We start from the raw sequence: 24,989 nt of genomic DNA on the forward strand, positions 1-24,989 counted from the left end.
CCCTTTCTTATACATTTACTTTTTAAATGTTTGCTTAAGTTGCACTTGCGAAGATTCCTTAATAACTTCCATCACTGGATAGCTACGGGTTTCTTTGATGCCAGGCAGTTGCCATAAAACCTGTCCAGAGATCTTACGAAACTCTTCCATGTTGGCGCAACGAATTTTAACTACAAAATCAAACCCACCGCTGATCATGTGACATTCAACAATTTCAGGGTAACTTCTGACTGCATCAGAAAATTCTTCTAATACATTTGGAGTTGTTTTATCTAATAAAATTTCGACAAATACCACAAAACTTCGATTCAGCAGATCTGGATTTAACTTGGCTTCATAACCTGTAATATATCCATCTTTGGTTAGTTTTTGTACTCGAGCAAGCGCTGCTGTGGGAGAAAGATTGACCATTTCAGCAAGTTTTATATTTGATAGACGCCCATCTTTTTGCAAGATATCTAAAATTTTTAAATCTGTACGATCCAAGGTCATCATTTGAGTCTGCATGCGAATTATTCTCTAAATTTAACTCTAATTATAGTGAGTTATGCACCATATTTTCTGTAATTATAAATTAAATAAACCTTAAAGATAAATCTATTTCATTGTCACAGGACGCTGGCGTATATCTCATGGAACAACTTAGCTCACCCCTTTCTCGCCCAATAGACATTCAAGACATTACTGAATTTAAAGATAAATCAGATCTAGAATTAGAAATAAATCGTGCATGGCGCCGTGATGAATCTGAATGTGTCGAAACACTTCTCGAACAGACCGAGATTGATCAAGAAATTTCAGACAAAATTTATCAATTAGCCTTCAATTTAGCGCATTCATTACGTGAACGTAAAGGGTCAGCGGGCAAAGCAGGCATTGTACAGGGTTTATTACAAGAATTTTCATTATCTTCACAAGAAGGTATTGCGCTCATGTGTTTAGCTGAAGCGCTGTTACGTATCCCTGATAAAGCAACACGTGACTTATTGATCAAAGACAAAATCAACCAAGGTAATTGGAAAGATCATTTAGGTCAAAGCAGCCTAATGTTTGTAAACGCGGCAGCATGGGGCTTAATGTTAACTGGTAAGTTAATGGAAACACCTAAAGCAAATAGTCTATCTGGTCTTCTCACAGGCATCTTGGCACGAAGTGGTCGTGGCATTATTCGCAAAGCCGTTGATGTTGCTATGCGTATGATGGGTGAACAGTTTGTGACAGGTGAAACCATTGATGAGGCGTTAAATAATGCCGAACGATTAGAAGAACAAGGCTTTCGTTACTCATATGATATGTTAGGTGAAGCAGCGCTTACAGATCATGATGCAGAGCGCTATTATCAAGATTATACAAATGCGATTCATGCGATTGGTAAGGCATCATCCAACAAAGATGTTTACGAAGGCCCTGGGATCTCAATCAAACTTTCGGCGCTTCATTCACGTTATCAACGCTCGCAAATTGACCGTGTACACGATGAGCTTTATCACAAAGTCTTTAATTTAGCGGTTCTAGCGAAACAATATGATATTGGTCTAAATATCGATGCTGAAGAAACTGATCGGCTGGAAATTTCATTGGAACTTCTTGAACGCTTATGTTTCGAACCAAAATTGAATGGCTGGAAAGGCATTGGATTTGTGATTCAAGCTTATCAAAAAAGATGTTTTTACGTGGTCGATTACATCATTGATTTAGCTAAGCGTAGTCAAAAACGTTTAATGATTCGTTTAGTCAAAGGCGCCTATTGGGACAGTGAAATTAAGAAAGCACAAGTTGAAGGCATGACCGATTATCCTGTCTTTACTCGAAAAGTGCACACAGATTTATCTTATATTGCATGTGCTCGCAAACTTTTAGCCGAACCAGACTTTATTTATCCACAATTCGCAACACATAATGCACAAACCTTAGCCACTATTTATCATTTGGCAAATCCTGAACAATATTATAAGGGACAATACGAATTCCAATGTTTACATGGCATGGGTGAACCACTTTATGAACAAGTCGTCGGTTCTAAAGCAGATGATAAACTTGGCGTACCTTGCCGAATTTATGCACCTGTCGGAAATCACGAAACCCTTTTGGCTTATTTGGTTAGACGATTGCTTGAAAATGGGGCAAACACGTCTTTTGTAAATCGTATTGCTGATAAAACACTCAAAATTGATGAGTTGATTGAAAATCCACATCAAACCATTGATGTCACAAGTCGAATCGAAGGCAAAGTTGGATTAAAGCACCCTGCTATTCCATATCCGAAACATTTATATGCTGATCATCGCCCTAACTCTCTTGGAATTGATCTTGCAAATGACCAAGACCTTGAACATTTGAATCATACTTATCAACAATGGTCTAAAGTTCAAATTAAAGCCACCCCAATGGGTCTGAGATTAGATGAATCCGTACACGATACAGAGTCAATGGCAATTCTCAATCCTGCGAACCATCAAGATATTGTCGGTGAAGTGACGGAGACTCATGCCATGCAAGTGGAAATGGCGTTAGTTAATGCGACTGAAGCACAGCAGGATTGGCAAAATTTAGAAAAAGATCAACGTGCAGAATATTTAATTACAGCATCCAATGTGATGGAGTCTCGACTTGAAGAGCTAATGGTTCTGCTCAGTCGCGAAAGCGGTAAAACATTTGCCAATGCGATTGCTGAAGTACGCGAAGCAGTAGATTTCTTACGCTACTACGCAGCACAAGTGAAAGATCTAGAACACAAAGCCGTTATTCAACCCTTAGGTACAGTACTGTGTATTAGTCCTTGGAACTTCCCATTGGCAATTTTTACAGGTCAAATCGCGGCGGCACTTGTAACAGGGAATACTGTAATCGCCAAACCAGCGGAGCAGACTCCTTTAATTGCCTCAATTGCAGTTCAGATTCTTTGGGAATCTGGCGTACCACAATCTGTCTTACAACTCTTGCCAGGACGTGGTGAAACAGTGGGTGCACAACTCAGTAGTGATCATCGTATTCAAGGCATTATGTTTACAGGGTCCACTGAGGTTGCGAAAATTTTGCAGAAAACCGTTGCAAAACGACTGAATCAATTTGGTCAATCAATACCTCTCATTGCAGAGACTGGCGGTCAAAATGCCATGATCGTAGATTCTTCTGCCCTGACTGAACAAGTGGTATTAGATGTTGTCAGCTCAGCATTTGATAGTGCAGGTCAACGTTGTTCAGCACTGCGAATTTTATGTGTTCAAGAAGATAATGCGCATACCGTGATCAAAATGCTCAAAGGTGCGATGAAGCAATTGCGTGTGGGTATTCCAAGTTTATTAAAAACTGATATCGGTCCTGTAATTGATCGCGAAGCAAAACAAACCATTGATCAACATATCAATAAAATGAAATCTTTGGGTTATCCTGTTCAACAACTCATGCGGGATCAGGATGATTCCCACCTCAATCAAGGCACATTTGTTAAGCCGACTTTGATTGAGTTACCACATTTAGATGATCTTGAACGTGAAGTTTTTGGTCCAGTACTGCATGTCATTACTTATAAATATGGCGAACTTGATCGACTTATTGATCAAATCAATGCCAAAGGCTATGGTTTGACTATGGGCTTACACACGCGTATCGATGAAACCATACAAACCGTAATTTCAAAAGCAGAAGTTGGAAATCTCTATATTAACCGCAACATTGTAGGTGCTGTTGTGGGTGTACAACCCTTCGGTGGAGAAGGTTTATCTGGTACAGGTCCAAAAGCTGGTGGACCAATGTACATTTATCGATTAATGCATGAATGTACACATAAAAAAATTGCACAACCTTATGCAACGAGCCAAGGCGTTGAATTGACTGAACATCAAAATTTATTGAATCAATATAAAGATTGGGTCAATAAGTCATTTCCGCATTATCAAATGAAGGCGTTGCAACCAAGTTGTGTCGGACATAGCTATGAATTACAAGGACCAACAGGTGAAAGTAATCAATATGTTGTGTTACCGAGACATCGTGTTTTAAGCTTGGCAGATCAAGAAATAGATCAGATTCATCAACTTCATGCCGTTCTCGCGGTTGGCTCTCAGCCAACTGTTCTAGGTGAGAATACGTTTGTTTTAAAATACTTACCGTCTATGCCTAAAGAAGTCGCTCAACGTATCGCCATCATTGCTGATATTGAGACAGGTAGTTTTGATGCAATTCTACATCATGGCACCAAAAATCAACTGTTAAAATTGCAAGATAAAGTGGCTCAGCGACAAGGTCCGATCATCGGAATTACACATCTAGAGCCTAGTAATTATGACATTCCTTTAGAACGCTTCTTTATTGAACGTGCAATTAGTATTAATACCGCAGCTGCAGGTGGTAATGCAAGTCTAATGACCATGCAAGCTTGATTCTGTTGAGTCAAAAAAAACCAGTGCATTGCACTGGTTTTTTATTTGTGATTTAAACAGCAAGCATACTATTTAAAGTTTCCGATACATTTTTAGATTTCACGATAGGTTTCAATGCTTCGAGTTTCGCTTTGACTTCGGCTTGTTGAGGTTGGGCTAACGTGTACCAACGTGACAAAAGTTGTAACAAACGTGAGCCTACAATCGGATTCTTTTCATCCAAATATTGAGCCAACTGAATAATGTGATCTACCCCAAAACTCCAAGTATTCACAGGGTTTGAATTTAAACCACCAGTTACAGCACGGATTCGATTAGGTACTTTAAGATCGTAATCAGCATGTGATGTCAGTTTTTGAATCGTTTCTGCTGTCGCTTTCGGATGAGCTGCTTGGATCATAAACCACTGATCCATTGATAGAGCCTCATCTTTAAAACGCGTATAGAAATCTTCTAAAATCTCAACAGCTTGCGGTGCATCATTCCACACCAACACTTTTAAAGCACCTAAACGTTCAGACATATTACGTGTTTGACGATACTGTTGCTCAGCTAAGTCAAATGCAGCTTCATCTCCTTGACGCGCAATAAAAGAAAGCATGATGTTCTTTAAAGCACGTGTACCCATAGCTTGGGAAAAATCTGACTGTGTTGCTGGATCTAATGATAAATAAGTTTCTTTAGCAAAATCACCTAAACGGCGAGACAAAGTATCTAATAGAGCGTTACGCTTTTCATAGATCGCTGTCGGTTGATAATCGTAGTCAATACGGCTACCCAAATAACCTTCACTCGGAACATCAAATAAACGTGAAGCTAACAGCGGATCTTGCTGAATTACTCTAGGTAGCGTTTTTAACATCGCTTCAATATATATGTCAGCAGGTTGGTCATTTAATAAGATGCGCTCAAGCAATGTTTGCGTCGCTTGCCACTGATTAAAGCCATTGGTTTCGTACTGTAATAAGAACGCAAGCTGTTCATCAGTATAATTAAACTCTAAATTCACGGGTGCAGAGAAATTTCGTAATAGTGAAATTACAGGCACCTTCTCCACATTTTTAAACTCGATCGTTGCTTCATCATTCGTGAATAAGTAAACACCATCTTTGACTTTATCTTCAACCAAAGCCGAGCATTCAAGTTGAAGTTGCTCACCAGTGTGTTCATCAAACAAAGCCAAAGCGACAGGAATTGGAACCGCTTTTAAGTTTGGATATTTTGGATGTGGTTTTAAACTTTGCTTAAATTTTAAACGATAAGTTTTTTGCTCAGCATCATACTCACCTTTAGCTTCAAGCTTAGGTGTGCCCGGTTGGTTATACCAAGTTAAAAATCCTGATAAATCCACACCAGAACCTGCTGATAATGCAGCAACCCAATCTTCCACAGTCACAGCTTGACCATCATGGCGACGGAAATACTCATCCGTTCCTTTACGGAATTTTTCTTTACCTAATAAAGTCGCCATCATTCGGTTAATTTCTGCACCTTTTTCATACACAGTCGCTGTATAGAAGTTATTAATTTCTACGAAATGATCTGGACGTGGAGGATGAGACAATGGGCCTGAATCCTCAGGGAATTGGTGCGCTTTAAGCACTGCTACATCATCAATTCGTTGAACAGCAGCAGACTGCAAATCCTCAGAAAAAGATTGATCACGGAAAACGGTTAAACCTTCTTTCAAACAAAGTTGGAACCAGTCTCGGCAAGTGATTCGATTACCCGTCCAGTTATGGAAATATTCATGAGCGATAACAGATTGAACACGCATAATCGCAGCATCAGTCGTGTATTCTTCATCAGCTAAAACACATGATGTGTTAAAAATATTAAGCCCTTTGTTTTCCATTGCACCCATATTGAATGCACTGGTCGCGACAATCATATAATTGTCTAAATCATAAGGTAATCCATAGTGCTCTTCATCCCAACGCATAGAATGTTTAAGTGCTTCCATGGCAATATGGCACTTAGGAATATCTTTTTCTTCAGCATAAATTTCTAGAGCTACATCACGACCTTCAGAAGTGACGTAACGATCTTTTAAAACCGCTAAGTCTCCAATGACACATGCAAAGAGATAGGCTGGTTTCTTGGTTGGATCTTGCCAAATGGTATAATGACGTCCTTCGCCTACTTCACCCGCTTCAATTAAATTACCATTCGCCAGTAGGACTGGAAATTTCTTATCCGCTTCGACACGTGTTGTGAAAACAGACAGCACATCTGGACGGTCTGGATAGAACGTAATTTTACGAAAGCCTTCTGGCTCGTTTTGAGTTACAAACAGATCAGATGCTGCTTGGTATAAACCTTCAAGTTGTGTGTTTGATTCAGGATGAATTTCAACGACTGTAACGATGCATGCATCATCAGGTGCATCTTTAATCACTAACTGTTCATCATCTAGATGATATTGCGAAGAATCTAACTCTTGACCATTCAGTGTAATTGACTTCAACTCAAGCTCACGACCAAGCAACACCAAATCACCTTCAGTCTGACGTTGCATTTTTAGTGTGCCTGTCACCATCGCATGATCGTCATAGACTTGGATATTTAAATCAATCGAATCCACGACAAATGCTGGCTTCTGATAATCTTTCAAAAAAATCGTTTGATCTGCTTCGATCACTGGATTTGCCGCGATATTCATAACTCGTCCTATAAGCTGTTCTTTACAGCGATTATGCTTTTATGTGAAGTCAATTGATCATAGGTCAAAATTGACGAATTGTCTGTGCTTGACGCTCTATTTAATATGGGTCTATTCATGTTTTTTTCAATTTAATTTATTTGTAGTAACAACAGTTTGCTTCTTTATTACCCGTTTCAAATATCTTGTCTAAGTACGATAGAAATGTAACAAAAATTCACTTCTTTATTTTCAAGCATAATTATTGCTTCAGTTTAAGAGCGGTAATCATCAAAAAACTTATAAATCATAAATGAGGTGAAATATGCTCATCAGGGACCACATAGTCAGAGTAGAAAACATCAAAACCATGCAGATGATGGATGCTGCTAAAATTGATCATCGCGTGATTGCAGCATTTTTAAACAGCGAGGGAATGCCTATTGAAACATCAGAAGTCACAGCTGTATTGAAAAACTATGATGCACTCGGAATCAAGAGATTATCTCAAAAGAAATCTCAGGTACTGATCCAAGCTAAAATGCAACATTTTTCCGATTCAGAGCTCCCTTGCCCTTTAACCTATTAAATCCTCCATCTAGGTCGATCTAACATTTGAGGAAATGATTTTCGGGTTCGATCTATTCATATATTTCACATAAGCAGGCATTCACCTGCTTATTTTATTGATCGCAACACCAGTCAGATTTGTTTTCAATACTGACTCAATCAAGCGATGTTGAACAATCGTGTGTATAATTCTTTCATCTTGAAATTAAAGTGCTACCATGTTGCAAATTCTCCAAAAAAATGCTGATGAAAGTAGTTTCTGTCCACTTTGTCAGGCCAGTATGTACTTTATTGAAGCAGAAGAATTTGATAAAGAAATCCTATTCCATCAATGCTCTCACTGCCATCATCAAGTCTTTCAAGATGAAAACCGCAACTGTCATTGTGAGCGTTGCACAGCAAAACGAAAGAAAATGATGCAGGAAACTCGCATTCAAGAACAACGTAAAATTGCATCGAAGAATAAAGACATACAAGAACTCGATTTGCATCAACTGAGCTTTATGCACAAGTTGTTTTTACTCTCAATATTAGATCAACAAGTTCATGAGCATACCCAACATCAAGAATTCATCGATTGGGAAAATATTAAATATCACACCATTACCCCAAGTTATTTATTTCAAAATCATTTGATGAAACAACTTTTGAAAGACAATATTCTTGTCCCACGTGACTTTTCGAGTGAACTCAGTCAATACTATATTAATGTCCGTCTTGACGGCTATTCCGAGCCGAGCTTGTTTAGTATTACTCAAGCGTTACGTCAGCTCTTTTATGAAAATCTGAGTCAAGGTGTACCATTTAAAAATAGTGATGAAGTCAAAAGTGCACTCTACACTCTGTTGTACCAAGAAATTATTCAATTTGCGCAATACTACTGTCGTACTTGGGGCGTTCAAATTGCTGGAAATCAGAGTTTTCAAACCTTTTGTTTTAGATTATTAGATTCTCTTGCTGTGGGTCAAATCTATTATTTAGTTCAAACTGCGCTTGAGTATTTGCACCATCAGAAAGCACTCCAAGCCCGTAATGAAAATTTTATCAATACCAACCTTTTAAAAAAGACTTTACAGCAATATCGTGAACGTTCTTTAGCTGAAAAATGGGAAACCTCAACACTGCCAAGGCTACCTAACTTGCCTTTAAGTAAAATGAGCGAAATCTTATTTTTTCATTTTCTAGGCTATGATGAATCAATCTTTTTTCAACCTGTTTGGCGATCGTGGAGTAAAATCGAGCCACGTTTAAATTTCTACTCACAAAAACGTTGTATGAATTGTGGCTCGAATGAACTTTCTGTGGATTATGACGCAGATGACTATGTCAGTTTAATTTGTCGTAATTGTAATCACCAAGACCACTATTTTACACGCTAGCGAACGACTATGAATCATCCAGAAAACTTGATAGCAAATGCTCCAAAAGATATTGTGGTTCAAACCCAAGAGATTCTTAAACAGGTCATTGAAGCATGGCATCTGTTAAAAACCACTCAACCTTTAGTGCATTGTATGACCAATCAGGTTGCTGCCAACTATGTCGCAAATGTACTGTTAGCTGCTGGTGCCTCACCTGCCATGATTGATAATCCTTTTGAAGCTGAAAGTTTCGTGAGTATTAGTCAAGCTTTAAGTATCAATTTAGGGACTCCTCATACAGAACAAGTTGCCGCAATGAAAATTGCCACAGAAACTGCTCACAAAAAAAATATACCTTGGGTATTAGATCCTGTTGGCTATAGTGCTGTTTTGCCATGGCGTACTGAAATTACAAATGATTTATTGCGGTTTAAACCCACCATTATCCGAGGTAATGCTTCAGAAATTGGGAGCTTAGCAGGACAACAAAATCAATCTAAGGGTGTAGACAGTACCCTCGATAGCGCTGCCGTAGTAGAACAGGCAAAAACTTTATTAGATTACTCTGAATGTATCGCAATTTCTGGCGAATCTGATTTTATTCTTTCTAAGTCTTATGGATGTATGGTTAAGATTAATGGAGGTTCACATTTACAGCCAAAAGTTACCGCTACAGGATGCGCCTTAGGTGCATTAATTGCTGCTTATGCTGGCGTAACAAACCCAACCATTGCATGTATTGCTGCCCATGTACACTTTGCCATCGCAGGTAAGCTCGCTTATACGCAGGCTCAAACTGTCGGAAGTTTTAATGTCGCTTTCATCGATGAACTCTATAGCTATTCGGCTGAAAAAATTCAAAACAGTGCAGATATCGAAATACTGACTTTTGCTGCATAACGATAGGCTGAAGATCACTTCAGCCTTTTTAGTCTTACTTCTGAACTCTACCTTTACGATAATGCTCTTTTGGCATTTCCGCTAACTCAATGATCAATTGAACCGTTAAGCCTTGAGTATGATAACCATTAAAGCTATGAAGATACTCATTTAAGCGATCTGAAATAAGATTCTTTTGCTCTTCATTACGCCCCGTCATGATCCCTAAACGAACATGAATATAGGCTTGAGGCTCTTCGCCAAAACCAATCAGGAAATCACTATTAGCACGAATACGTGATTTGATATCAGAAGGATGCCCCACTAGACCTGTATCAAATAAAGCGTGGTTTAAGCCTAAAAGTAACGCTTGCGCATCTAAATTTTGGATATTATCCGAATACTCAACGATCATCTGTGGCATCTTAATTCCCTTTGCTTGTGTGTTAAAAAATCAATTTCAAATGCGTAACTCATTATTCAATGAATAATAAGGCTAATCTCACTTGGTCATAGCCCATACGCGGATTGGTATTTTCCACGATCGGACGCAACTTGATCGCACCATCTTCACCGAAATGTTCAGGACTCTGTCTTTTAAGTAATTTTTTATAGATTTTACGTACTTGTTCAACGACTTCATCCCCAGGATGAGCAACCGAGATATCTAATCCCTGCTCACGATGGAGTTTGCCTAAGTGGTTAATAATGGTTGCTGGCGTTAAACCACGCTCAACCGCAATATCCTGAATTTCATAACCATTTTCAAAGAGTTCGCGAGTTTCATCGAGAGTCGCGGTGGCATAATTGGCTTTGCCTGCATTTTTGGCAATTTTTTTCTCATTACGACTAATCTCAAGCTCATTGAGTGTGCCACCACAGTGCCGAATAAATGCCTTATGTTGCGCTTCTAAATCAGCATCACCAAAATGCGCTTCTGCTTCATCAGAGAGTTCTTGAAATCTTCTGTCGGCTTTAATTGCTAAACTGTCTAATTCTAATGCTTGCTCATTGAAGCCGAGCAACCTCAGACCATCAATAGATTTCAAACGAGATAAGGCGACATAGCCCTGACCCTTTTCAAAGGTATTCGCCAAATTGATTTCCGCCGCCGATAAAGTCATCCCTTGAGACTTATGAATAGTAATCGCCCAAGCTAACCGCAAAGGAACTTGGGAAAAACTCGCGATTGTCTTTCCTGCATCATTATCAACAGACCAGGTTTCAGGTTCGACCACCAGAACAGTGCCGTCTGTTAATTTCACTTTAGGTAATACCCCGTGATCATCTACTTCTTCAAAGCCAATGACTTCACCAAGGCTGCCATTGATATAACCCACATCAAAATTGTTTTTTACAAACATGACTTTGGCATGTTTCTTTAAGGTCAATTCTTCTGGTGCACGAACGGAAGATTTTAATGTCTCGATTAATTTTTCATTACCATCCATTTGTGCACAAAATTGATGACCATCCCCATCAATCTCATTTAAATGACGATAATTAATGGCATCAACATCCATATTATGGGTATACAAACGTGTAAATGTTTCACCAATATCTTGCTCACGCGTTTGTTGTAAAGCTTGAATATGCTCAGCTTGAATATTTTGCGCACGGATTGCATTCAAAATATCATTCAAGACTGAGTCATCTTGTCGATGTTGTTCGGTTAAATAACAAACACGAAATTTCGCCTCTACCCAAGCTTGGGACATAAAACAGAATTTATCTCGATTTTTTTCGTCATTGCGTCCGACTGGTGGTAACTGGAAGAAATCTCCAGCGGCAATCACCTGTATGCCACCAAATGCTTCATCAGACTCTTTAAAAAACTTGAGCACTTGATTAACTAAATTAAGCTGCTTTGCATGTAACATCGAAATTTCATCAATGATCAATACCTGCGCATTTTCTAAATGCTCTTTAAGATATTTGCGCTCTTTCATGCGCTTTAGATCATCATCTGATAAAAAATCTTTGATCCCGATCCCCGCCCACGTATGAATGGTCATCCCATTCATGTGTGTGGCTGCAATGCCTGTAGATGCGGTAATGGCGACTGAAACTTTTCGCGCTTTAAGATAATTAATATATTGATTAAGCGTATACGTTTTTCCTGCACCCGCAGAACCTGTCAAAAAGACATTTTCTCCTGCTTTCATTAACTTCAGTGCAGTTTCTTGTTTCATATGTGCTTAACCTAATTTGAACGCTCATAGCCTAACGACATTTCATCAAAAAGTTAAGCCAAAAATCAGCCTTGTGATCATGTTAACGCTTGAATACATCAATTTAAGGCGCATCAGCTGTTGATTTGTTCAGGATCCCCAAAATTCCAAATCAACATTTCATTGACTTGATGTACAAACGCTTTGGCCTCCCTCACAACCTTTAGATCAGCAACTTCATTATTGGGCAAACGCAGTTGGTCAAAATGAAGCTGATCGAATTTAAAAAAACAACCGAGTGTCAAATGCTGTGAGGGATCATGTAAATTTGACATATGGAACGCCACATATTCACCATCAATAATTCTTTGGGTATAAGATAAAGCCAGGCAATGTTTATAATTTACAGACTCTTGAATAATTTGCTCTAATTCATTCAACTCCACAAATTTCCAATTCTCTGTATACATGACTGCTTGAGGTGATACTCGTTTCCAATGACTTTCAGCATGTCTCAATTTCAAAGTCGTCAATGTATCCACATAATGTAAATGCTGATGCCAACGTATTGCTTGCTGATACCATGCGGGCCATGTCATGTTTTTCGCAATGGTTCGATCTTGTTGAAAAAAATCAATGAGATAATCTGCGACATAAGAGTCAAAAATACTATTGCTGCGGTTATATTGAGAGTTTGGATGTTTAAAGCGCTGCCTAAACTCATCTAGATTGATATGATACTGCTGCATCAAGAAATGAAAATGCGTTTGATGTTGTGTTGAGGGCTCAATAAATTTGATGATTTCATCAGGTAGATCTTTAACTAAGTCATTTAAAAACAACATATAAGACTGCATCACTTGAGAAATACGTTTAAAGACATATTTCACTGAACTCAATCCTTGCTGATCCAATGACCATAACAAGTCCAACCATTCCTTAAGATATAAAATAGAAGCCGTGAGTGGCTGTGATTTTTTAAAATCTTGAGCATTTTGTGCCTCATTCAATGCATATGAATGATGCTCAGCAGATAGTTCAAACCATGCTTGTTGCTGTGAAATACGTAAACACTCAGAAATAAATAAACGACCGATAACCTGTTCAAAATATTGAATCGAGAGTTGTATGACATGCGGATGTACTTTAGAGCAATCCACAAAACTTAAAGCGGTGACAGCCAATCGAATATTGGGATCTTTTAAATTTTCACTTACCCAGTCGATGACAAGATAATCTTGTTTAAATAACCAATTCACTGCTCTTTTGTGTATAAACAGTGGCGACTGTTGCGCTATATCTTCTACCCAATACTGCACATCTTTATTTAAAAAATTTTGTTTATTGAAAATATCTTGATACTGCCAATACCCTCGTTTGATCCAACGTGTAAAACCTAATAAATGCGGTGTTTGCTCGTTATGCTGTTTGAGTAAATTGAAATCAGGCTCTAAGTCTACCAATTGAGATAAGCTAAATTGTTCTTCGAAAGAAATTTGTGCCATACGATATAACCGTTTTGGCAACATTAATTCTGCTGAAGTGCTTAACCGATCGTATACTGGAATCAATTTTTGCACTGCAAGAAAATTATCTCCTATGACTGAATTGACCAAACACAGATGTTTAAAATTTAGTTCAACTTCCAGAGGTATTTGAGCACCAAATCGACTGAAATTCAGCAAATGAGGTTCATCATAATACTCACTTTGTATCATGATTCGATCTAACTGCATCGCTTGCTGATCGGTCAAATTATAGAGGCACTGTTCAACACGATTTTCTCCATCGACCCATTTAAAGATTTCTTCAACCAGCATTTGACGAAATAACTGCACTTTCGTTTTTAAATATAAAGAATGATGTGAGGCCTTATGATTAAAGATAAAACTAAAATCATTGAACATAAAATCCGCAATTTTTTGAATCTCGACATTTGAGTGGGATGTATAAAATTGAATTTTATAATCATCGATACACTCAACTGTGAGCAGTCCATCTGCGATCACTAAGCTATTATTTTCCTGATCAATTACGAATAAATTTTCAGGCGTAATCGTCCATAGATATAACCACTGATCCTGAAATACGGCTTTGAGTGTATCGCAATGATCAATTAATGCCTGTGCAGTATATTGATGACGTTGCTTTGGATTTTGCGGAGGACACGCCAGCATACAGTTTGCCTAAATAAGAAAGACTGGAAGAATTTTAAAAATAACAACGATATAACTATATTATTCTATCTTAAAATGAGTTGTGCTATTCAGATTCTGTAACTTTTGTATGAGTCAGATAAGCAGTTCGTATCATGCAACAATTATATGAAAATTTCTTGAAAGTGCGTTTGACTCACTGCTCTGACTGTATTAAAACAATCTCATACTAAGAACTTTAGAGACAATAATGAAAACAGTGGTGATTACAGGTGCAAATACAGGAATTGGATTAGCGACAGCAAAAAAATTTGTTGAAGATGGTCATCATGTCGTACTTGCCTGTCGTAATTTGGATAAAGCTCAGAAAGCTAAAGCAGAAATCAGCACCAAAGGTCATGGTCAAATTGATATTGTAGAATTAGATTTAAATGATTTAAATCAAGTCAAATCTGCAGCACAAACTTTAAAAGAAAAATATTCACAGATTGATATTTTGGTCAACAATGCAGGTCTAATGACGCCTAAATTAGAAGAAACGGCTAATGGTTTTGAAAAACAAATAGGCGTCAATTATCTAGGACATTTTGTGTGGACAATACAATTGTTACCTTTACTTCAAAACGCGCCTTCAGGCCGTATCATTCATCTTGCATCCATGATGCATGTTCTGGGTAAAATTGACACACATCAATTTAAATTTCATTCTGTTAAAAAATATAACGGTGTACTCAGCTATGGAAATAGTAAATTAGCAAATTTACTATTTAGTCATGCCTTAGCTGAAAAGCTCAAAGGCACATCTATCACCAGTAATGCAATTCATCCAGGTGGTGTGGATTCCGAAATTTATCGCGAGCTTCCTAACTATCAATATCGCGCTTTAAAATTGTTCTTAATCTCACCCAACAAACCAGCAAATCTTATTCATCAAATTGCGTTATCACCTGAATGGTCTAAGAAAACAGGTCAATACAAAAGTTTGCAAACACCAGCTTTTCAATCTGCACATGCGAAAAATCGTAGTTTAGCTCAGCGATTGTTTAACGAGACAGAACAACTTTTAAAAGAATATTTATAGTCAATATAAACAATTTTGAATCAGGGAATGAATCAATAGATGATCGAAAAAATGAGTGCTGAGACCACGCTAAAATACCAACCCGACATTTTAGGTGAAAAATTTGAGCAACATATTTTCAAATTTTCGCCTGATTATGATGGTGAGGTTATTGCAACATTAGTACGTCGTCCATCAGATATTCCATCAACTAAAGCTGTGCTGTATATCCATGGCTTTATTGATTATTTCTTTCAACAAGAAATGGCGAAAAAATTTAATGCCCAAGGTTTTCAGTTTTACGCCATTGACCTTAGAAAATACGGTAGATCACTACTTCCGCATCAAAAACCTTATTTTGTGAAAGACCTAACCGAATATGATGAAGATATTCATGCCGCATTGAATACAATTCAAAGTGACGGAAATGAATCGGTATTATTATGCGGTCATTCTACAGGCGGTTTAACTGCCACTTATTTTTCAATTCGACACCCTGATCATCCATTGATTAAAGCAATCTGGGCCAACAGCCCATTTTATGATTTCAATATGAATGTATTAAAAAAGAAATATGCGCTTCCAATGATTGCAAAATTAGCTCAGCAATTTCCGTTGATGCAATTACCAAGTGAATTAAATAAGTTTTACGTGAAGAGTTTGCACGAAAATTTGAACGGTGAATGGAGTTTTGATCTCAAGCTTAAACCTAAAACCTACACCAAAGTGTATTTGAGTTTTATTGGTGCTGTTGTGAAAGCACAACAGAAAATTCAATCTGGTCCTAAAATTTCAGTTCCGCTCCTTGTTATGCACTCAAGTCGCACGACCAATCCGAAGAAATACAATATTGATGTTCAGACCTCTGATGTGATTTTAGATGTAAAAACCATCGAAAAATATGCAAAAGGATTACAAGGTGATGTCACTGTAATGACAATTAAAGATGGCCTGCATGATTTGGTTCTTTCAAAAAAACTGGTTCGTCAGCAAGTGTATGACCAACTCTTTGCTTGGCTTTCTTCAAAAAATCTATAAATTCAGTTTATCTAAGACCTCATTTTACTGGTCTTGATTGTTAATGTGTATTGATCAAGCTGAATGGACTTTCTCTTGGTCATACAATATTTCTATTCTTCAACGTTTCCATCTCTTCACAGACCTTTGCGACCAATCTCCTTTTCACCCATTTGAAATATTATTTCTTGCTTTCTGTTTCTTGTTTTGAGCCATGGAGAAATTGGGTTGGTATTTGGTAGGTACACATCTTCTCAAGCGTGTCCAATACTGCAAACACGGTAAATATCGCCGAACACAACAATAAATGGTAAAAGGAATCTCACCATGGCTTTTAAAAATATTGCAGACCAAACAAACGGGTTTTATATCCCTTGTGTTTCACTTTTCGGACCAGGTAGTGCTAAAGAAGTTGGAAGCAAAGCTCAAAATTTGGGCGCTAAAAAAGCACTGATTGTGACTGATGCAGGTTTATACAAATTTGGTGTCGCAGATATCATCGCTGGCTATTTAAAAGAAGCGCAAGTGGAGAGCTACATATTTGCAGGTGCTGAGCCTAATCCGACTGATATTAATGTTCACGATGGTGTGGAAGCCTACAATAATAATGCTTGTGATTTTATTATTTCTTTAGGTGGTGGCTCTTCACATGATTGTGCTAAAGGTATTGGTTTAGTGACTGCAGGTGGTGGGCACATTCGCGACTATGAAGGAATCGATAAAAGTACCGTTCCGATGACACCTCTTATTGCAATCAACACAACTGCAGGAACTGCTTCGGAAATGACGCGTTTCTGTATTATTACCAATACAGAAACTCATGTAAAAATGGCAATCGTCGATTGGCGTTGCACTCCACTCATTGCCATAGATGATCCTAAACTGATGATCGCAAAACCTGCAGCATTGACAGCTGCAACAGGTATGGATGCGCTTACTCATGCAGTCGAAGCCTATGTTTCAACAGCAGCAAATCCAATTACAGATGCCTGTGCTGAAAAAGCCATCAGCATGATCAGTCAATGGCTGAGTCCTGCGGTTGCTAATGGTGAGAATATTGAAGCACGTGATGCAATGAGTTATGCACAATATTTGGCAGGCATGGCATTTAATAACGCCTCTTTAGGTTATGTACATGCCATGGCTCACCAATTAGGCGGTTTTTATAATCTTCCGCATGGTGTATGTAACGCGATTTTACTCCCTCATGTCTGTGAGTTCAACTTAATTGCCTGCCCTGATCGTTATGCCAAAATAGCTGAATTAATGGGTGTAAATATTGAAGGATTAACCATTAATGAAGCTGCATATGCAGCAATTGATGCGATCAAAATCCTCTCTCAGTCCATTGGCATTCCAACAGGATTAAAAGAGCTTTCGGTTAAGGAGGAAGATTTAGAAGTGATGGCTCAAAATGCACAAAAAGATGCCTGCATGCTCACTAACCCACGTAAAGCAGATCTCCAACAAGTTATCAATATTTTTAAAGCTGCAATGTAAACTTTTGATTTGCTAGATCTAAAAGAGAATCTGGATATACTTCAGATTCTCTTTTTTATTCTTTGATTCTCAATCGAATTCAATACTGCATTACATCAGGAATGGCGGCGTTAAATTTTTGTAGGTATAAAAAATGAGAGTAAAGGTTGTTAACAATATGAAAAAGATGCTTTAGGCTGTTGTGTTTTACTTTAATTTGACTCAATTATGATAGTGCTGTAAAAGTTGTTGCGCTGAGTGATCTTGCGGAGATAACTCCATTAAACGCTCCATTGCATCAACTGCGTCAGGATTTCGTGCAATGTATTTTAAAAGCACTTCAACATCACAATAGTTAAAAATTGCTTCACTCAAACGCGAATCTAGACAATTTCGCCAAGAACATAAGAATGGGCTTTCAGTTTTTGCGAGCATTACACCATTGACCTGCTGTAAAGCTTTATCAACAAATCCAACGTCTAAAGCATTTTCGATTTGGAGGAAATCAGCTTCAATATGCGCCAGTAATTTATAGGGTCTTGAGCCTAACATTCCACCCAATAAATCTCGAAGCTGGGACATTTCAGCTTTTAAAGTTCCCATGCTTACCTTTCGCTCCCCATACAAAGCTTGATGAAGCGAATCTAAGCTAAGCCCTTGAGGACATAATGCCAATATTGTCAAAATTTCAATCTGTCTAGGGGTAACCACCAAGGTACGTCCGTTAAATATGACTTGAGGAATTCCAAAGGTACGAATAAATAAATGTTGGCGTTGATAATTCAGTAATGCTGATTGTATTAAAGATGCACAACGTTCTGCTGCGAGTAGTCCAAAACTATTGTGATGATCCCATGTCGTTGATAAATCTAATACACCAATGAGTTGCTTCGAAAATGGATCAACAATTGGTGCTGCATAGCACACCCAATCATGAATAGACTCCATATAGTGTTCATTTGAAAACACACAACTTGATTTTTCAGTTTTCAAGGTTAATGCTAAAGCATTGGTTCCAACCACTTCCTCCCGCCATTGACCGCCTTCAATAAAGTGAACACGTTCTGCAGCCTTACGCATTTGTTGACTAGCTTCCGTCCAAATAATGGTGCTGTTGATATCGCCTACCGCAAGTACCATAGATGATTGTTGTGCAACATGTTTTAACTCTTGTTCACATATTTTCAATGCTTGATTTAGGCTGTTACTTTCAACAGTACTCGTTGTGATCAACGGCGCTACCATTCGCTCTTTCGGAATTTCTGCCAACTTCGATCTTTGCCAAGACTTTAAAATATGCTGACCAAGTTGTTTCGCCTGTACAGTTGAAAGACTGATTTTCTCTCTAAGTGTTTCTATTTGTTGTCTTTGCTTGATAAGAGTCTGCATTGAGTTCATTCCTTATTATCTCAACATTTCCCAATATGCATATGTTGTACTTATTATAGTTATAGTATTTGTTGATCAGTTGTAAACCTTCATCATTCCAACCTTTTTCCAACCTTATTGTGGTTATGTTAACTCATCAATAATAGAAGATATCTAATACCAAAGACGAAGATATTTTCCATAACTTTACAGCACAACCAAAGGATGGACACTATGCGCTACGCTGATCCCAATCAACCAGATTCTAAAGTTCAATTTAAAGCACAATACGAAAATTTCATTGGTGGGAAATGGGTTCCTCCAGTAAAAGGTGAGTATTTTGATAATCTTTCTCCCGTAGATGGGAAAGTCTTTACTCGAGTTCCCCGTTCTTCAGTCGAGGATATTGAGCTCGCTTTAGACGCAGCTCATGCCGCTAAAACTGAATGGAACAAAACGTCTGCAACAACTCGCTCTAACATTTTATTAAAAATAGCAGATCGCTTAGAAGAGAATCTAGAATTACTTGCTGTGGCAGAAACATGGGACAATGGTAAACCTATCCGTGAAACCTTAGCTGCAGATATTCCACTGTGTATTGACCATTTCCGCTATTTTGCTGGCTGTATCCGCGCACAAGAAGGTGGTATTTCAGAAATTGATGAAGATACTATCGCTTACCATTTTCATGAGCCGTTGGGTGTCGTTGGACAGATTATTCCATGGAACTTTCCGATTTTAATGGCGGCATGGAAACTTGCGCCTGCATTAGCAGCGGGGAACTGTATTGTCTTAAAACCAGCTGAGCAAACTCCTGTCAGTATTCTAGTTTTAGTTGAACTGATACAAGATATTTTACCACCAGGTGTGCTGAATATCGTCAATGGTTATGGTGTTGAAGTAGGACGCCCTCTTGCCACAAATCCACGTATTTCAAAAATTGCATTTACTGGCTCAACTGCGGTTGGTCAATTAATTATGCAATATGCCACCGAAAATATTATTCCAGTGACATTAGAACTGGGTGGCAAATCTCCAAATATTTTCTTCGAAGACATCATGGATAAGGATGATGAATATCTAAATAAAGCGCTTGAAGGTTTTGCCATGTTTGCCCTGAATCAGGGAGAAATTTGTACTTGTCCATCACGCGCTTTAGTCCAGGAAAGTATTGCTGATAAATTCTTAGAGATGGCTGTAGAGCGCGTGAAGCGAATTAAAACGGGACATCCACTTGATACAGAAACCATGATTGGTGCTCAAGCCTCGCAAGAGCAACAAGATAAAATTTTAGGTTGTATTGCGACAGGTCGTGAAGAAGGTGCTCAAATTCTTACGGGTGGTCAAGCACGTGAAGAAATTGGACAAGGTTTTTATATTGAGCCGACGATTTTCAAAGGCAATAACAGCATGAAAACATTCCAAGAAGAAATTTTTGGACCAGTTTTGGCTGTGACAACATTTAAAGATTTCGACGATGCTATCAACATTGCCAATGACACCATTTATGGATTAGGTGCTGGTGTTTGGTCACGATCAGCGCATACTTCTTATCGTGCAGGACGTGCAATTCAATCAGGTCGAGTCTGGACAAATTGCTACCATATCTACCCTGCTCATGCTGCTTTTGGCGGTTATAAAAAATCAGGGATTGGTCGTGAAAATCATAAAATGATGCTGGATCATTACCAACAAACTAAAAATTTATTGGTGAGTTACTCAACTAAACCAATGGGTTTCTTCTAAAACAAAAGCTAAAGAAGCGGCTGATTGCCGCTTCTTTTCTGCTACAGGAGCTTAATGGATTAGCTGGCTTGTAGACTTTTCATATCAATCACAAAACGATATTTCACATCACTTTGAAGCATTCGCTCAAATGCCTCATTAATATTTTGCATATCAATGACTTCTACATCTGACACGATATTGTGCTCACCACAAAAATCGAGTAATTCTTGAGTTTCTTGAATCCCACCAATCACCGATCCAGCGATTGATTTTCTTCCCATAATCATGGGCACGGAATTACTGCTAAATTCACCGAGATAGCCTACCAATACCAATGTCCCACTCAATGTAAGTGTCGGAATATAAGGCTTTAGATCATGATCATAAGGCACAGTATCAATAATTAAATCAAACTGATTTTTCACTGATTTCATTTGTGTTGGATCTGTTGATAACACGACATGATCTGCACCTAAATCACGTGCATCCTGTTCTTTATTTGCTGATCGTGTAAATAAAGTCACTTCTGCACCAAGCGCATGAGCAAGTTTAATCGCCATATGACCTAAACCACCGAGTCCAACAACAGCCACTTTAGAGCCTTTACCGACATTCCAATGTTTTAACGGAGACCATGTCGTGATCCCTGCACATAAGATGGGTGCAATGGAGTGAGTATCTAAATTTTCAGGTACTTTCAATACAAAATCTTGGCTCGCAATGATCGTTTGTGCGTAGCCACCATAAGTAGGTGTTTGATCATGACGATCTAAACTACCATACGTTTGTGTATTGCCAGCTTCACAATATTGCTCCAAACCTTGGTGACAAGCAGAACAAGTACGACATGAATCTACCATACACCCGATTCCGACCAGATCTCCAACCTTAAACTTCGTTACCGATGCTCCGATGCTTTTTACACGACCAATTACTTCATGACCCGGTACAATTGGGTAACGACTAAATCCCCAATCATTACGCGCTTGGTGTAAGTCAGAATGACATACACCGCAGTATTCAATATCAATAATGACATCATCGGGGCGAGCTTGACGTTGCTGAAACGTATATGGAACCAATGGACTTTTAGAATCAAGCGCTGCGTAAGCTAAAACATTATGGGTCATCGTGACTCCCTCAAGCTGTTAATTTCGTACTCTCTTATTCGTTATATCACATCAATATTTTTAATAAATTTAGCTGAGTCTCAATCTAATTTCTTTTTCACTTATTTTTGTAATTCTCGCTCTACAAAATGCAAGCGATCTTGTCCCCAATACATATTTTCCCGTACAAAAAATGTAGGTGCTCCGAATACTCCTCTTTGTACGGCATTGTTTGTTTCATCAATCAATTTTTGTTTTACTACCTGATCTTGGCTTAAATCCAAAAGTTGCTGACCGTCGATTGCATCCCCTTGAAATAAATTTATCAGAACTTCTGGATCGGCTAAATTCAAGGGCTTTCTAAACATCGCATCGAAAAGCTTGGTCAAAATCACTTCAAAATATTCATCATGATAGATTTTGACTCCCGTTAATATACGCATTAAAGTCAATGTATTCATTGGAAAATATGGATTCATCTGCATCGGGATCTGATAATAATCTGACCAACGACTTAAGTCTTGCATTGAATAGATCCCTTTAGCAGGCACCTCAATTGGACTCTTGTTACCAGTCAATTTAAAAATTCCACCCAATAAAATTGGTGTGTAATCAATCACTGCATTATATTTTTGGGTGATTTCTTGTAGCTTGTAAAAAGCCAAATAACTAAATGGACTGCCAAGGTCGAAATAAAATTCAACTTTTTGTTGTTGTGTAGTCATGTCTTATCCTTATTAAATATGATTACCACTGTTCAGACCATGGACGTAAATCCAATTCATGTGTCCAAGCATCTCGTGGTTGATGAGCAATATGCCAATAGTTATCAGCTATATGTTGAGGATTTAAAATACCGTCATGCTGTTTTTTTTCATACAAATGAGGGAAAGTATCTTTAATAAAATCAGTATCAATCGCCCCATCAATAATGACGTGCGCAACATGAATATGATGAGGCCCTAACTCTTTTGCCATACTTTGGGCTAAGGCTCTTAACGCATGTTTAGCGCCAGCAAAAGCGCTGAAATATGATGAACCACGGATGCTTGCTGTTGCACCAGTGAAAATGATAGTGCCGCGCTGCCTTGCGACCATCCGTTTAGCGACTTCACGACCATTTAAAAAAGCACTAAAACAAGCCATTTCCCAGATTTTAAAATATTTACGTGCTGTTTCTTCTAGAATGCTACACGGCACATTTGCTCCAATATTAAAGACCAATACTTCAATCTGACCAATGTCACGTTCAATTGTGTCAATCAGTTGAATCACTTGATCTTCTTTTCTTGCATCTGAAGCAAATCCATAAGCTTTACCACCGTGTGCTTCAATCTCTCGGATGACAAGTGCAAGCTTGTCTGCATTGCGTCGAGTCATACAAGCAGTATATCCACCTCGTGCAAAGCGTTTTGCGATCTCACTGCCTGTGGCATCTCCTGCACCAATGATCAGTGCGACCTTGTTATATGTTGATTTTTCTTCTGAATGATTAATTTCTGACTGCTGATCGTTCATCATCTCTCCATTAAATAACGATCGTTATTATAACGATCACTATGTTATAGTTTTGAGGCACAGTCAATGGTTATTGAATATTCAATATGAGATATAAAGCAGGATATAAAGAAGAAAAACGTCGTGATATTTTAAAAACCAGTGGTGAACTTGCAAAAAAACAAGGTTTTAACAATACTGGGGTTGATGGTTTTATGCACGCTGCAAATATGACCAGCGGTGCTTTCTATTCTCACTTTTCTTCAAAAAACGACTTATTTAAAGCCTTAATCGAATCTGAAATCGGAGCAAGTATTCAACAGTGGGAAATGAATCCTCATCAAGATCCAGAATCTTGGTTAGATTTTGAAATGAACCGATATCTTTCTCTATTACACGTTCAACACCCAGAAAAAGGCTGTGTTTTACCCTCACTTGCTGCTGAAGTTTCACGCGCTGATGTTGACATTAAACAATGTTTTGAAAACGAACTTCAGCGTGGTTACAAACTATTTGCGCAGCATGCTCCAGAACCTGATTTCGCTTGGGCAATACTCTGTCAAATGGTGGGCTCCGTACTATTAGCACGTGGAGTTCAAGATGAACGCTTAAAAAAAGATATTCTCAATTCTAGTCTAGCTATGCTCAAGACATTATTAAAAAATGGGATTGCAAAATAAATCGTTTTATATTGTTTTATGGACGAAACCTTAGTTCCAAAAGCTCTATAATTTCCTCATCATTCTTTTAAGAACGTCACATCATGAGAAAGCTTCCTGAAACAGTATATGCAATACAGCATTTAGCCTTTGAAGATCTAGGTTCTTTTGAGGAGACACTATATCAACTGGGTTATCGGGTCAGATATTTTGATGCAGGTGTGGATGATCTTTCAGTAGCATTAAACTACGAAGGTCTGACCATTATTTTGGGTGGACCGATTGGTGTTTATGAAACAGAAGATTACCCTTTCCTACAAACAGAAATAGACTTACTTAAAGAAAGATTAAAACTTCAACGCCCTACGCTTGGCATCTGTCTAGGTGCTCAACTTATTTCAAAAGCCTTGGGTAGTGCAGTATATGCCGGCCACACCAAAGAAATTGGCTGGAGTACGGTAGATATTATAAATGAGCAAGACAACGTTCTAAATTCTTTAAATGGTGTGCCAGTTTTGCATTGGCATGGTGATACCTTTGATCTTCCCGCGCAATCGAAACTTCTGGCGAGCACTCAAATTTATAAAAATCAGGCTTTTCAAGTTGGATCTAATATTTTAGCACTCCAGTTCCATCCTGAAGTGACCTCAGATAGTTTAGAGAAATGGTTGATTGGTCATACTTGCGAATTGCGTAAAGCGGGTATAGATATTACTCAATTACGTGCAGATAACCATCGTTATGCTGAAAAACTTGAATCTGTGGCAGGCTCAATCTTAAGCCGTTTTATTGAACAGATTAGATGATTTTGATTTGATTGCCTTCAACCCAACTGTAGATCAGGGTATTGGATTGTGCTATACCTAAATTCAATATCCAAAAATTATAATGAAGATATAAATCTCACCACTG

General features: G+C 38.2%; 18 protein-coding genes and 1 pseudogene. 10 read left to right on the forward strand and 9 right to left on the reverse strand.

All coding sequences use genetic code 11. The features are described 5' to 3' along the window. Positions 1–15 precede the first annotated feature (15 nt). Positions 16–507, reverse strand: coding sequence for an Lrp/AsnC ligand binding domain-containing protein (locus tag AC1M85_RS08060; RefSeq protein ID WP_035263751.1), 492 nt, complete (start codon positions 505–507; stop codon positions 16–18). A gap of 200 nt (positions 508–707) precedes the next feature. Between AC1M85_RS08060 and putA the strand changes: the two are divergent. Then, positions 708–4,382 (forward strand): annotated as a pseudogene (gene putA / locus AC1M85_RS08065) (trifunctional transcriptional regulator/proline dehydrogenase/L-glutamate gamma-semialdehyde dehydrogenase); the annotation flags it as partial. 52 nt (positions 4,383–4,434) lie between these two features. On the opposite strand, the gene pepN reads toward putA, so the two are convergent. After that, complete coding sequence (gene pepN, locus AC1M85_RS08070; RefSeq protein WP_488212851.1) at positions 4,435–7,044, reverse strand: aminopeptidase N; 2,610 nt, start codon at positions 7,042–7,044, stop codon at positions 4,435–4,437. 304 nt (positions 7,045–7,348) lie between these two features. Between pepN and AC1M85_RS08075 the strand changes: the two genes are divergently transcribed. The 3 genes from AC1M85_RS08075 (at position 7,349) to thiM (ending at position 9,854) form a co-directional block, all read left to right on the forward strand. Next, positions 7,349–7,612 (forward strand): hypothetical protein, encoded by a 264-nt coding sequence (locus AC1M85_RS08075; RefSeq protein ID WP_488212852.1) that lies wholly within the window; start codon positions 7,349–7,351, stop codon positions 7,610–7,612. Between the two features lie 199 nt (positions 7,613–7,811). Then, positions 7,812–8,972 (forward strand): hypothetical protein, encoded by a 1,161-nt coding sequence (locus AC1M85_RS08080; RefSeq protein WP_481607435.1) that lies wholly within the window; start codon positions 7,812–7,814, stop codon positions 8,970–8,972. 9 nt (positions 8,973–8,981) lie between these two features. After that, the gene (gene thiM, locus AC1M85_RS08085; RefSeq protein WP_481608467.1) at positions 8,982–9,854 is read left to right on the forward strand and encodes a hydroxyethylthiazole kinase; all 873 of its coding nucleotides are present in this window, start codon (positions 8,982–8,984) and stop codon (positions 9,852–9,854) included. A gap of 34 nt (positions 9,855–9,888) precedes the next feature. Here the strand turns inward: thiM and AC1M85_RS08090 are convergent, their stop codons facing one another. From AC1M85_RS08090 to AC1M85_RS08100, 3 genes are all read right to left on the reverse strand, one after another. Next, positions 9,889–10,257 (reverse strand): 5-carboxymethyl-2-hydroxymuconate Delta-isomerase, encoded by a 369-nt coding sequence (locus tag AC1M85_RS08090; RefSeq protein ID WP_481612575.1) that lies wholly within the window; start codon positions 10,255–10,257, stop codon positions 9,889–9,891. Positions 10,258–10,309: 52 nt separating this feature from the next. Next, complete coding sequence (locus AC1M85_RS08095) at positions 10,310–12,025, reverse strand: AAA family ATPase (protein WP_481608466.1); 1,716 nt, start codon at positions 12,023–12,025, stop codon at positions 10,310–10,312. A 113-nt stretch (positions 12,026–12,138) separates the two neighbouring features. Continuing rightward, the gene (locus tag AC1M85_RS08100) at positions 12,139–14,181 is read right to left on the reverse strand and encodes a hypothetical protein (protein WP_488212853.1); all 2,043 of its coding nucleotides are present in this window, start codon (positions 14,179–14,181) and stop codon (positions 12,139–12,141) included. A 229-nt stretch (positions 14,182–14,410) separates the two neighbouring features. On the opposite strand from AC1M85_RS08100, the gene AC1M85_RS08105 reads away from it, so the two are divergent. The 3 genes from AC1M85_RS08105 (at position 14,411) to mdh (ending at position 17,737) form a co-directional block, all read left to right on the forward strand. Continuing rightward, positions 14,411–15,241 (forward strand): SDR family oxidoreductase, encoded by an 831-nt coding sequence (locus AC1M85_RS08105; RefSeq protein ID WP_481612573.1) that lies wholly within the window; start codon positions 14,411–14,413, stop codon positions 15,239–15,241. A gap of 51 nt (positions 15,242–15,292) precedes the next feature. Continuing rightward, entirely contained in the window at positions 15,293–16,258 is a 966-nt protein-coding gene (locus AC1M85_RS08110; protein WP_481609675.1) for an alpha/beta hydrolase, read from the forward strand. Between the two features lie 306 nt (positions 16,259–16,564). Next, complete coding sequence (gene mdh / locus AC1M85_RS08115) at positions 16,565–17,737, forward strand: iron-dependent methanol dehydrogenase (protein WP_035263769.1); 1,173 nt, start codon at positions 16,565–16,567, stop codon at positions 17,735–17,737. 201 nt (positions 17,738–17,938) lie between these two features. On the opposite strand, the gene AC1M85_RS08120 is transcribed toward mdh, so the two are convergent. Next, entirely contained in the window at positions 17,939–19,114 is a 1,176-nt protein-coding gene (locus tag AC1M85_RS08120) for a sigma-54-dependent transcriptional regulator family protein (protein ID WP_488212854.1), read from the reverse strand. A gap of 204 nt (positions 19,115–19,318) precedes the next feature. On the opposite strand from AC1M85_RS08120, the gene exaC reads away from it, so the two are divergent. Beyond that, positions 19,319–20,830: an acetaldehyde dehydrogenase ExaC gene (exaC, locus tag AC1M85_RS08125; RefSeq protein WP_488212855.1), complete on the forward strand. Its 1,512-nt coding sequence runs from the start codon at positions 19,319–19,321 to the stop codon at positions 20,828–20,830. Positions 20,831–20,889: 59 nt separating this feature from the next. Here the strand turns inward: exaC and AC1M85_RS08130 are convergent, their stop codons facing one another. From AC1M85_RS08130 to AC1M85_RS08140, 3 genes are all read right to left on the reverse strand, one after another. Next, the gene (locus tag AC1M85_RS08130) at positions 20,890–21,942 is read right to left on the reverse strand and encodes an NAD(P)-dependent alcohol dehydrogenase (RefSeq protein WP_488212856.1); all 1,053 of its coding nucleotides are present in this window, start codon (positions 21,940–21,942) and stop codon (positions 20,890–20,892) included. A gap of 101 nt (positions 21,943–22,043) precedes the next feature. Next, positions 22,044–22,646, reverse strand: a complete 603-nt coding sequence (locus AC1M85_RS08135) for a 2-hydroxychromene-2-carboxylate isomerase (protein ID WP_488212857.1) — start codon at positions 22,644–22,646, stop codon at positions 22,044–22,046. Positions 22,647–22,668: 22 nt separating this feature from the next. Further along, positions 22,669–23,439, reverse strand: coding sequence for an SDR family oxidoreductase (locus AC1M85_RS08140; RefSeq protein WP_481588229.1), 771 nt, complete (start codon positions 23,437–23,439; stop codon positions 22,669–22,671). 86 nt (positions 23,440–23,525) lie between these two features. On the opposite strand from AC1M85_RS08140, the gene AC1M85_RS08145 reads away from it, so the two are divergent. Both AC1M85_RS08145 and AC1M85_RS08150 read left to right on the forward strand, forming a co-directional pair. Continuing rightward, positions 23,526–24,098 carry a TetR/AcrR family transcriptional regulator gene (locus AC1M85_RS08145; RefSeq protein WP_488212858.1) on the forward strand — a complete coding sequence of 191 codons (573 nt, stop codon included), beginning with the start codon at positions 23,526–23,528 and terminating at the stop codon, positions 24,096–24,098. Between the two features lie 83 nt (positions 24,099–24,181). Continuing rightward, complete coding sequence (locus tag AC1M85_RS08150; RefSeq protein WP_488212859.1) at positions 24,182–24,883, forward strand: glutamine amidotransferase; 702 nt, start codon at positions 24,182–24,184, stop codon at positions 24,881–24,883. Positions 24,884–24,989 lie beyond the last annotated feature (106 nt).

It is taken from the genome of Acinetobacter sp. 24-47-64 (genome assembly GCF_057737055.1).

Bases quoted from the DNA above. Each gene is read 5' to 3' on its own strand.
- AC1M85_RS08130 (WP_488212856.1), bottom strand. From the start codon at position 21,942: ATGACCCATAATGTTTTAGCTTACGCAGCGCTTGATTCTAAAAGTCCA.
- AC1M85_RS08110 (WP_481609675.1), top strand. From the start codon at position 15,293: ATGAGTGCTGAGACCACGCTAAAATACCAACCCGACATTTTAGGTGAA.
- thiM (WP_481608467.1), top strand. From the start codon at position 8,982: ATGAATCATCCAGAAAACTTGATAGCAAATGCTCCAAAAGATATTGTG.
- pepN (WP_488212851.1), bottom strand. From the start codon at position 7,044: ATGAATATCGCGGCAAATCCAGTGATCGAAGCAGATCAAACGATTTTT.
- mdh (WP_035263769.1), top strand. From the start codon at position 16,565: ATGGCTTTTAAAAATATTGCAGACCAAACAAACGGGTTTTATATCCCT.
- AC1M85_RS08080 (WP_481607435.1), top strand. From the start codon at position 7,812: ATGTTGCAAATTCTCCAAAAAAATGCTGATGAAAGTAGTTTCTGTCCA.
- AC1M85_RS08100 (WP_488212853.1), bottom strand. From the start codon at position 14,181: ATGCTGGCGTGTCCTCCGCAAAATCCAAAGCAACGTCATCAATATACT.
- AC1M85_RS08150 (WP_488212859.1), top strand. From the start codon at position 24,182: ATGAGAAAGCTTCCTGAAACAGTATATGCAATACAGCATTTAGCCTTT.
- exaC (WP_488212855.1), top strand. From the start codon at position 19,319: ATGCGCTACGCTGATCCCAATCAACCAGATTCTAAAGTTCAATTTAAA.
- AC1M85_RS08075 (WP_488212852.1), top strand. From the start codon at position 7,349: ATGCTCATCAGGGACCACATAGTCAGAGTAGAAAACATCAAAACCATG.
- AC1M85_RS08135 (WP_488212857.1), bottom strand. From the start codon at position 22,646: ATGACTACACAACAACAAAAAGTTGAATTTTATTTCGACCTTGGCAGT.
- AC1M85_RS08145 (WP_488212858.1), top strand. From the start codon at position 23,526: ATGAGATATAAAGCAGGATATAAAGAAGAAAAACGTCGTGATATTTTA.
- AC1M85_RS08095 (WP_481608466.1), bottom strand. From the start codon at position 12,025: ATGAAACAAGAAACTGCACTGAAGTTAATGAAAGCAGGAGAAAATGTC.
- AC1M85_RS08060 (WP_035263751.1), bottom strand. From the start codon at position 507: ATGCAGACTCAAATGATGACCTTGGATCGTACAGATTTAAAAATTTTA.
- AC1M85_RS08090 (WP_481612575.1), bottom strand. From the start codon at position 10,257: ATGCCACAGATGATCGTTGAGTATTCGGATAATATCCAAAATTTAGAT.
- AC1M85_RS08105 (WP_481612573.1), top strand. From the start codon at position 14,411: ATGAAAACAGTGGTGATTACAGGTGCAAATACAGGAATTGGATTAGCG.
- AC1M85_RS08120 (WP_488212854.1), bottom strand. From the start codon at position 19,114: ATGAACTCAATGCAGACTCTTATCAAGCAAAGACAACAAATAGAAACA.
- AC1M85_RS08140 (WP_481588229.1), bottom strand. From the start codon at position 23,439: ATGAACGATCAGCAGTCAGAAATTAATCATTCAGAAGAAAAATCAACA.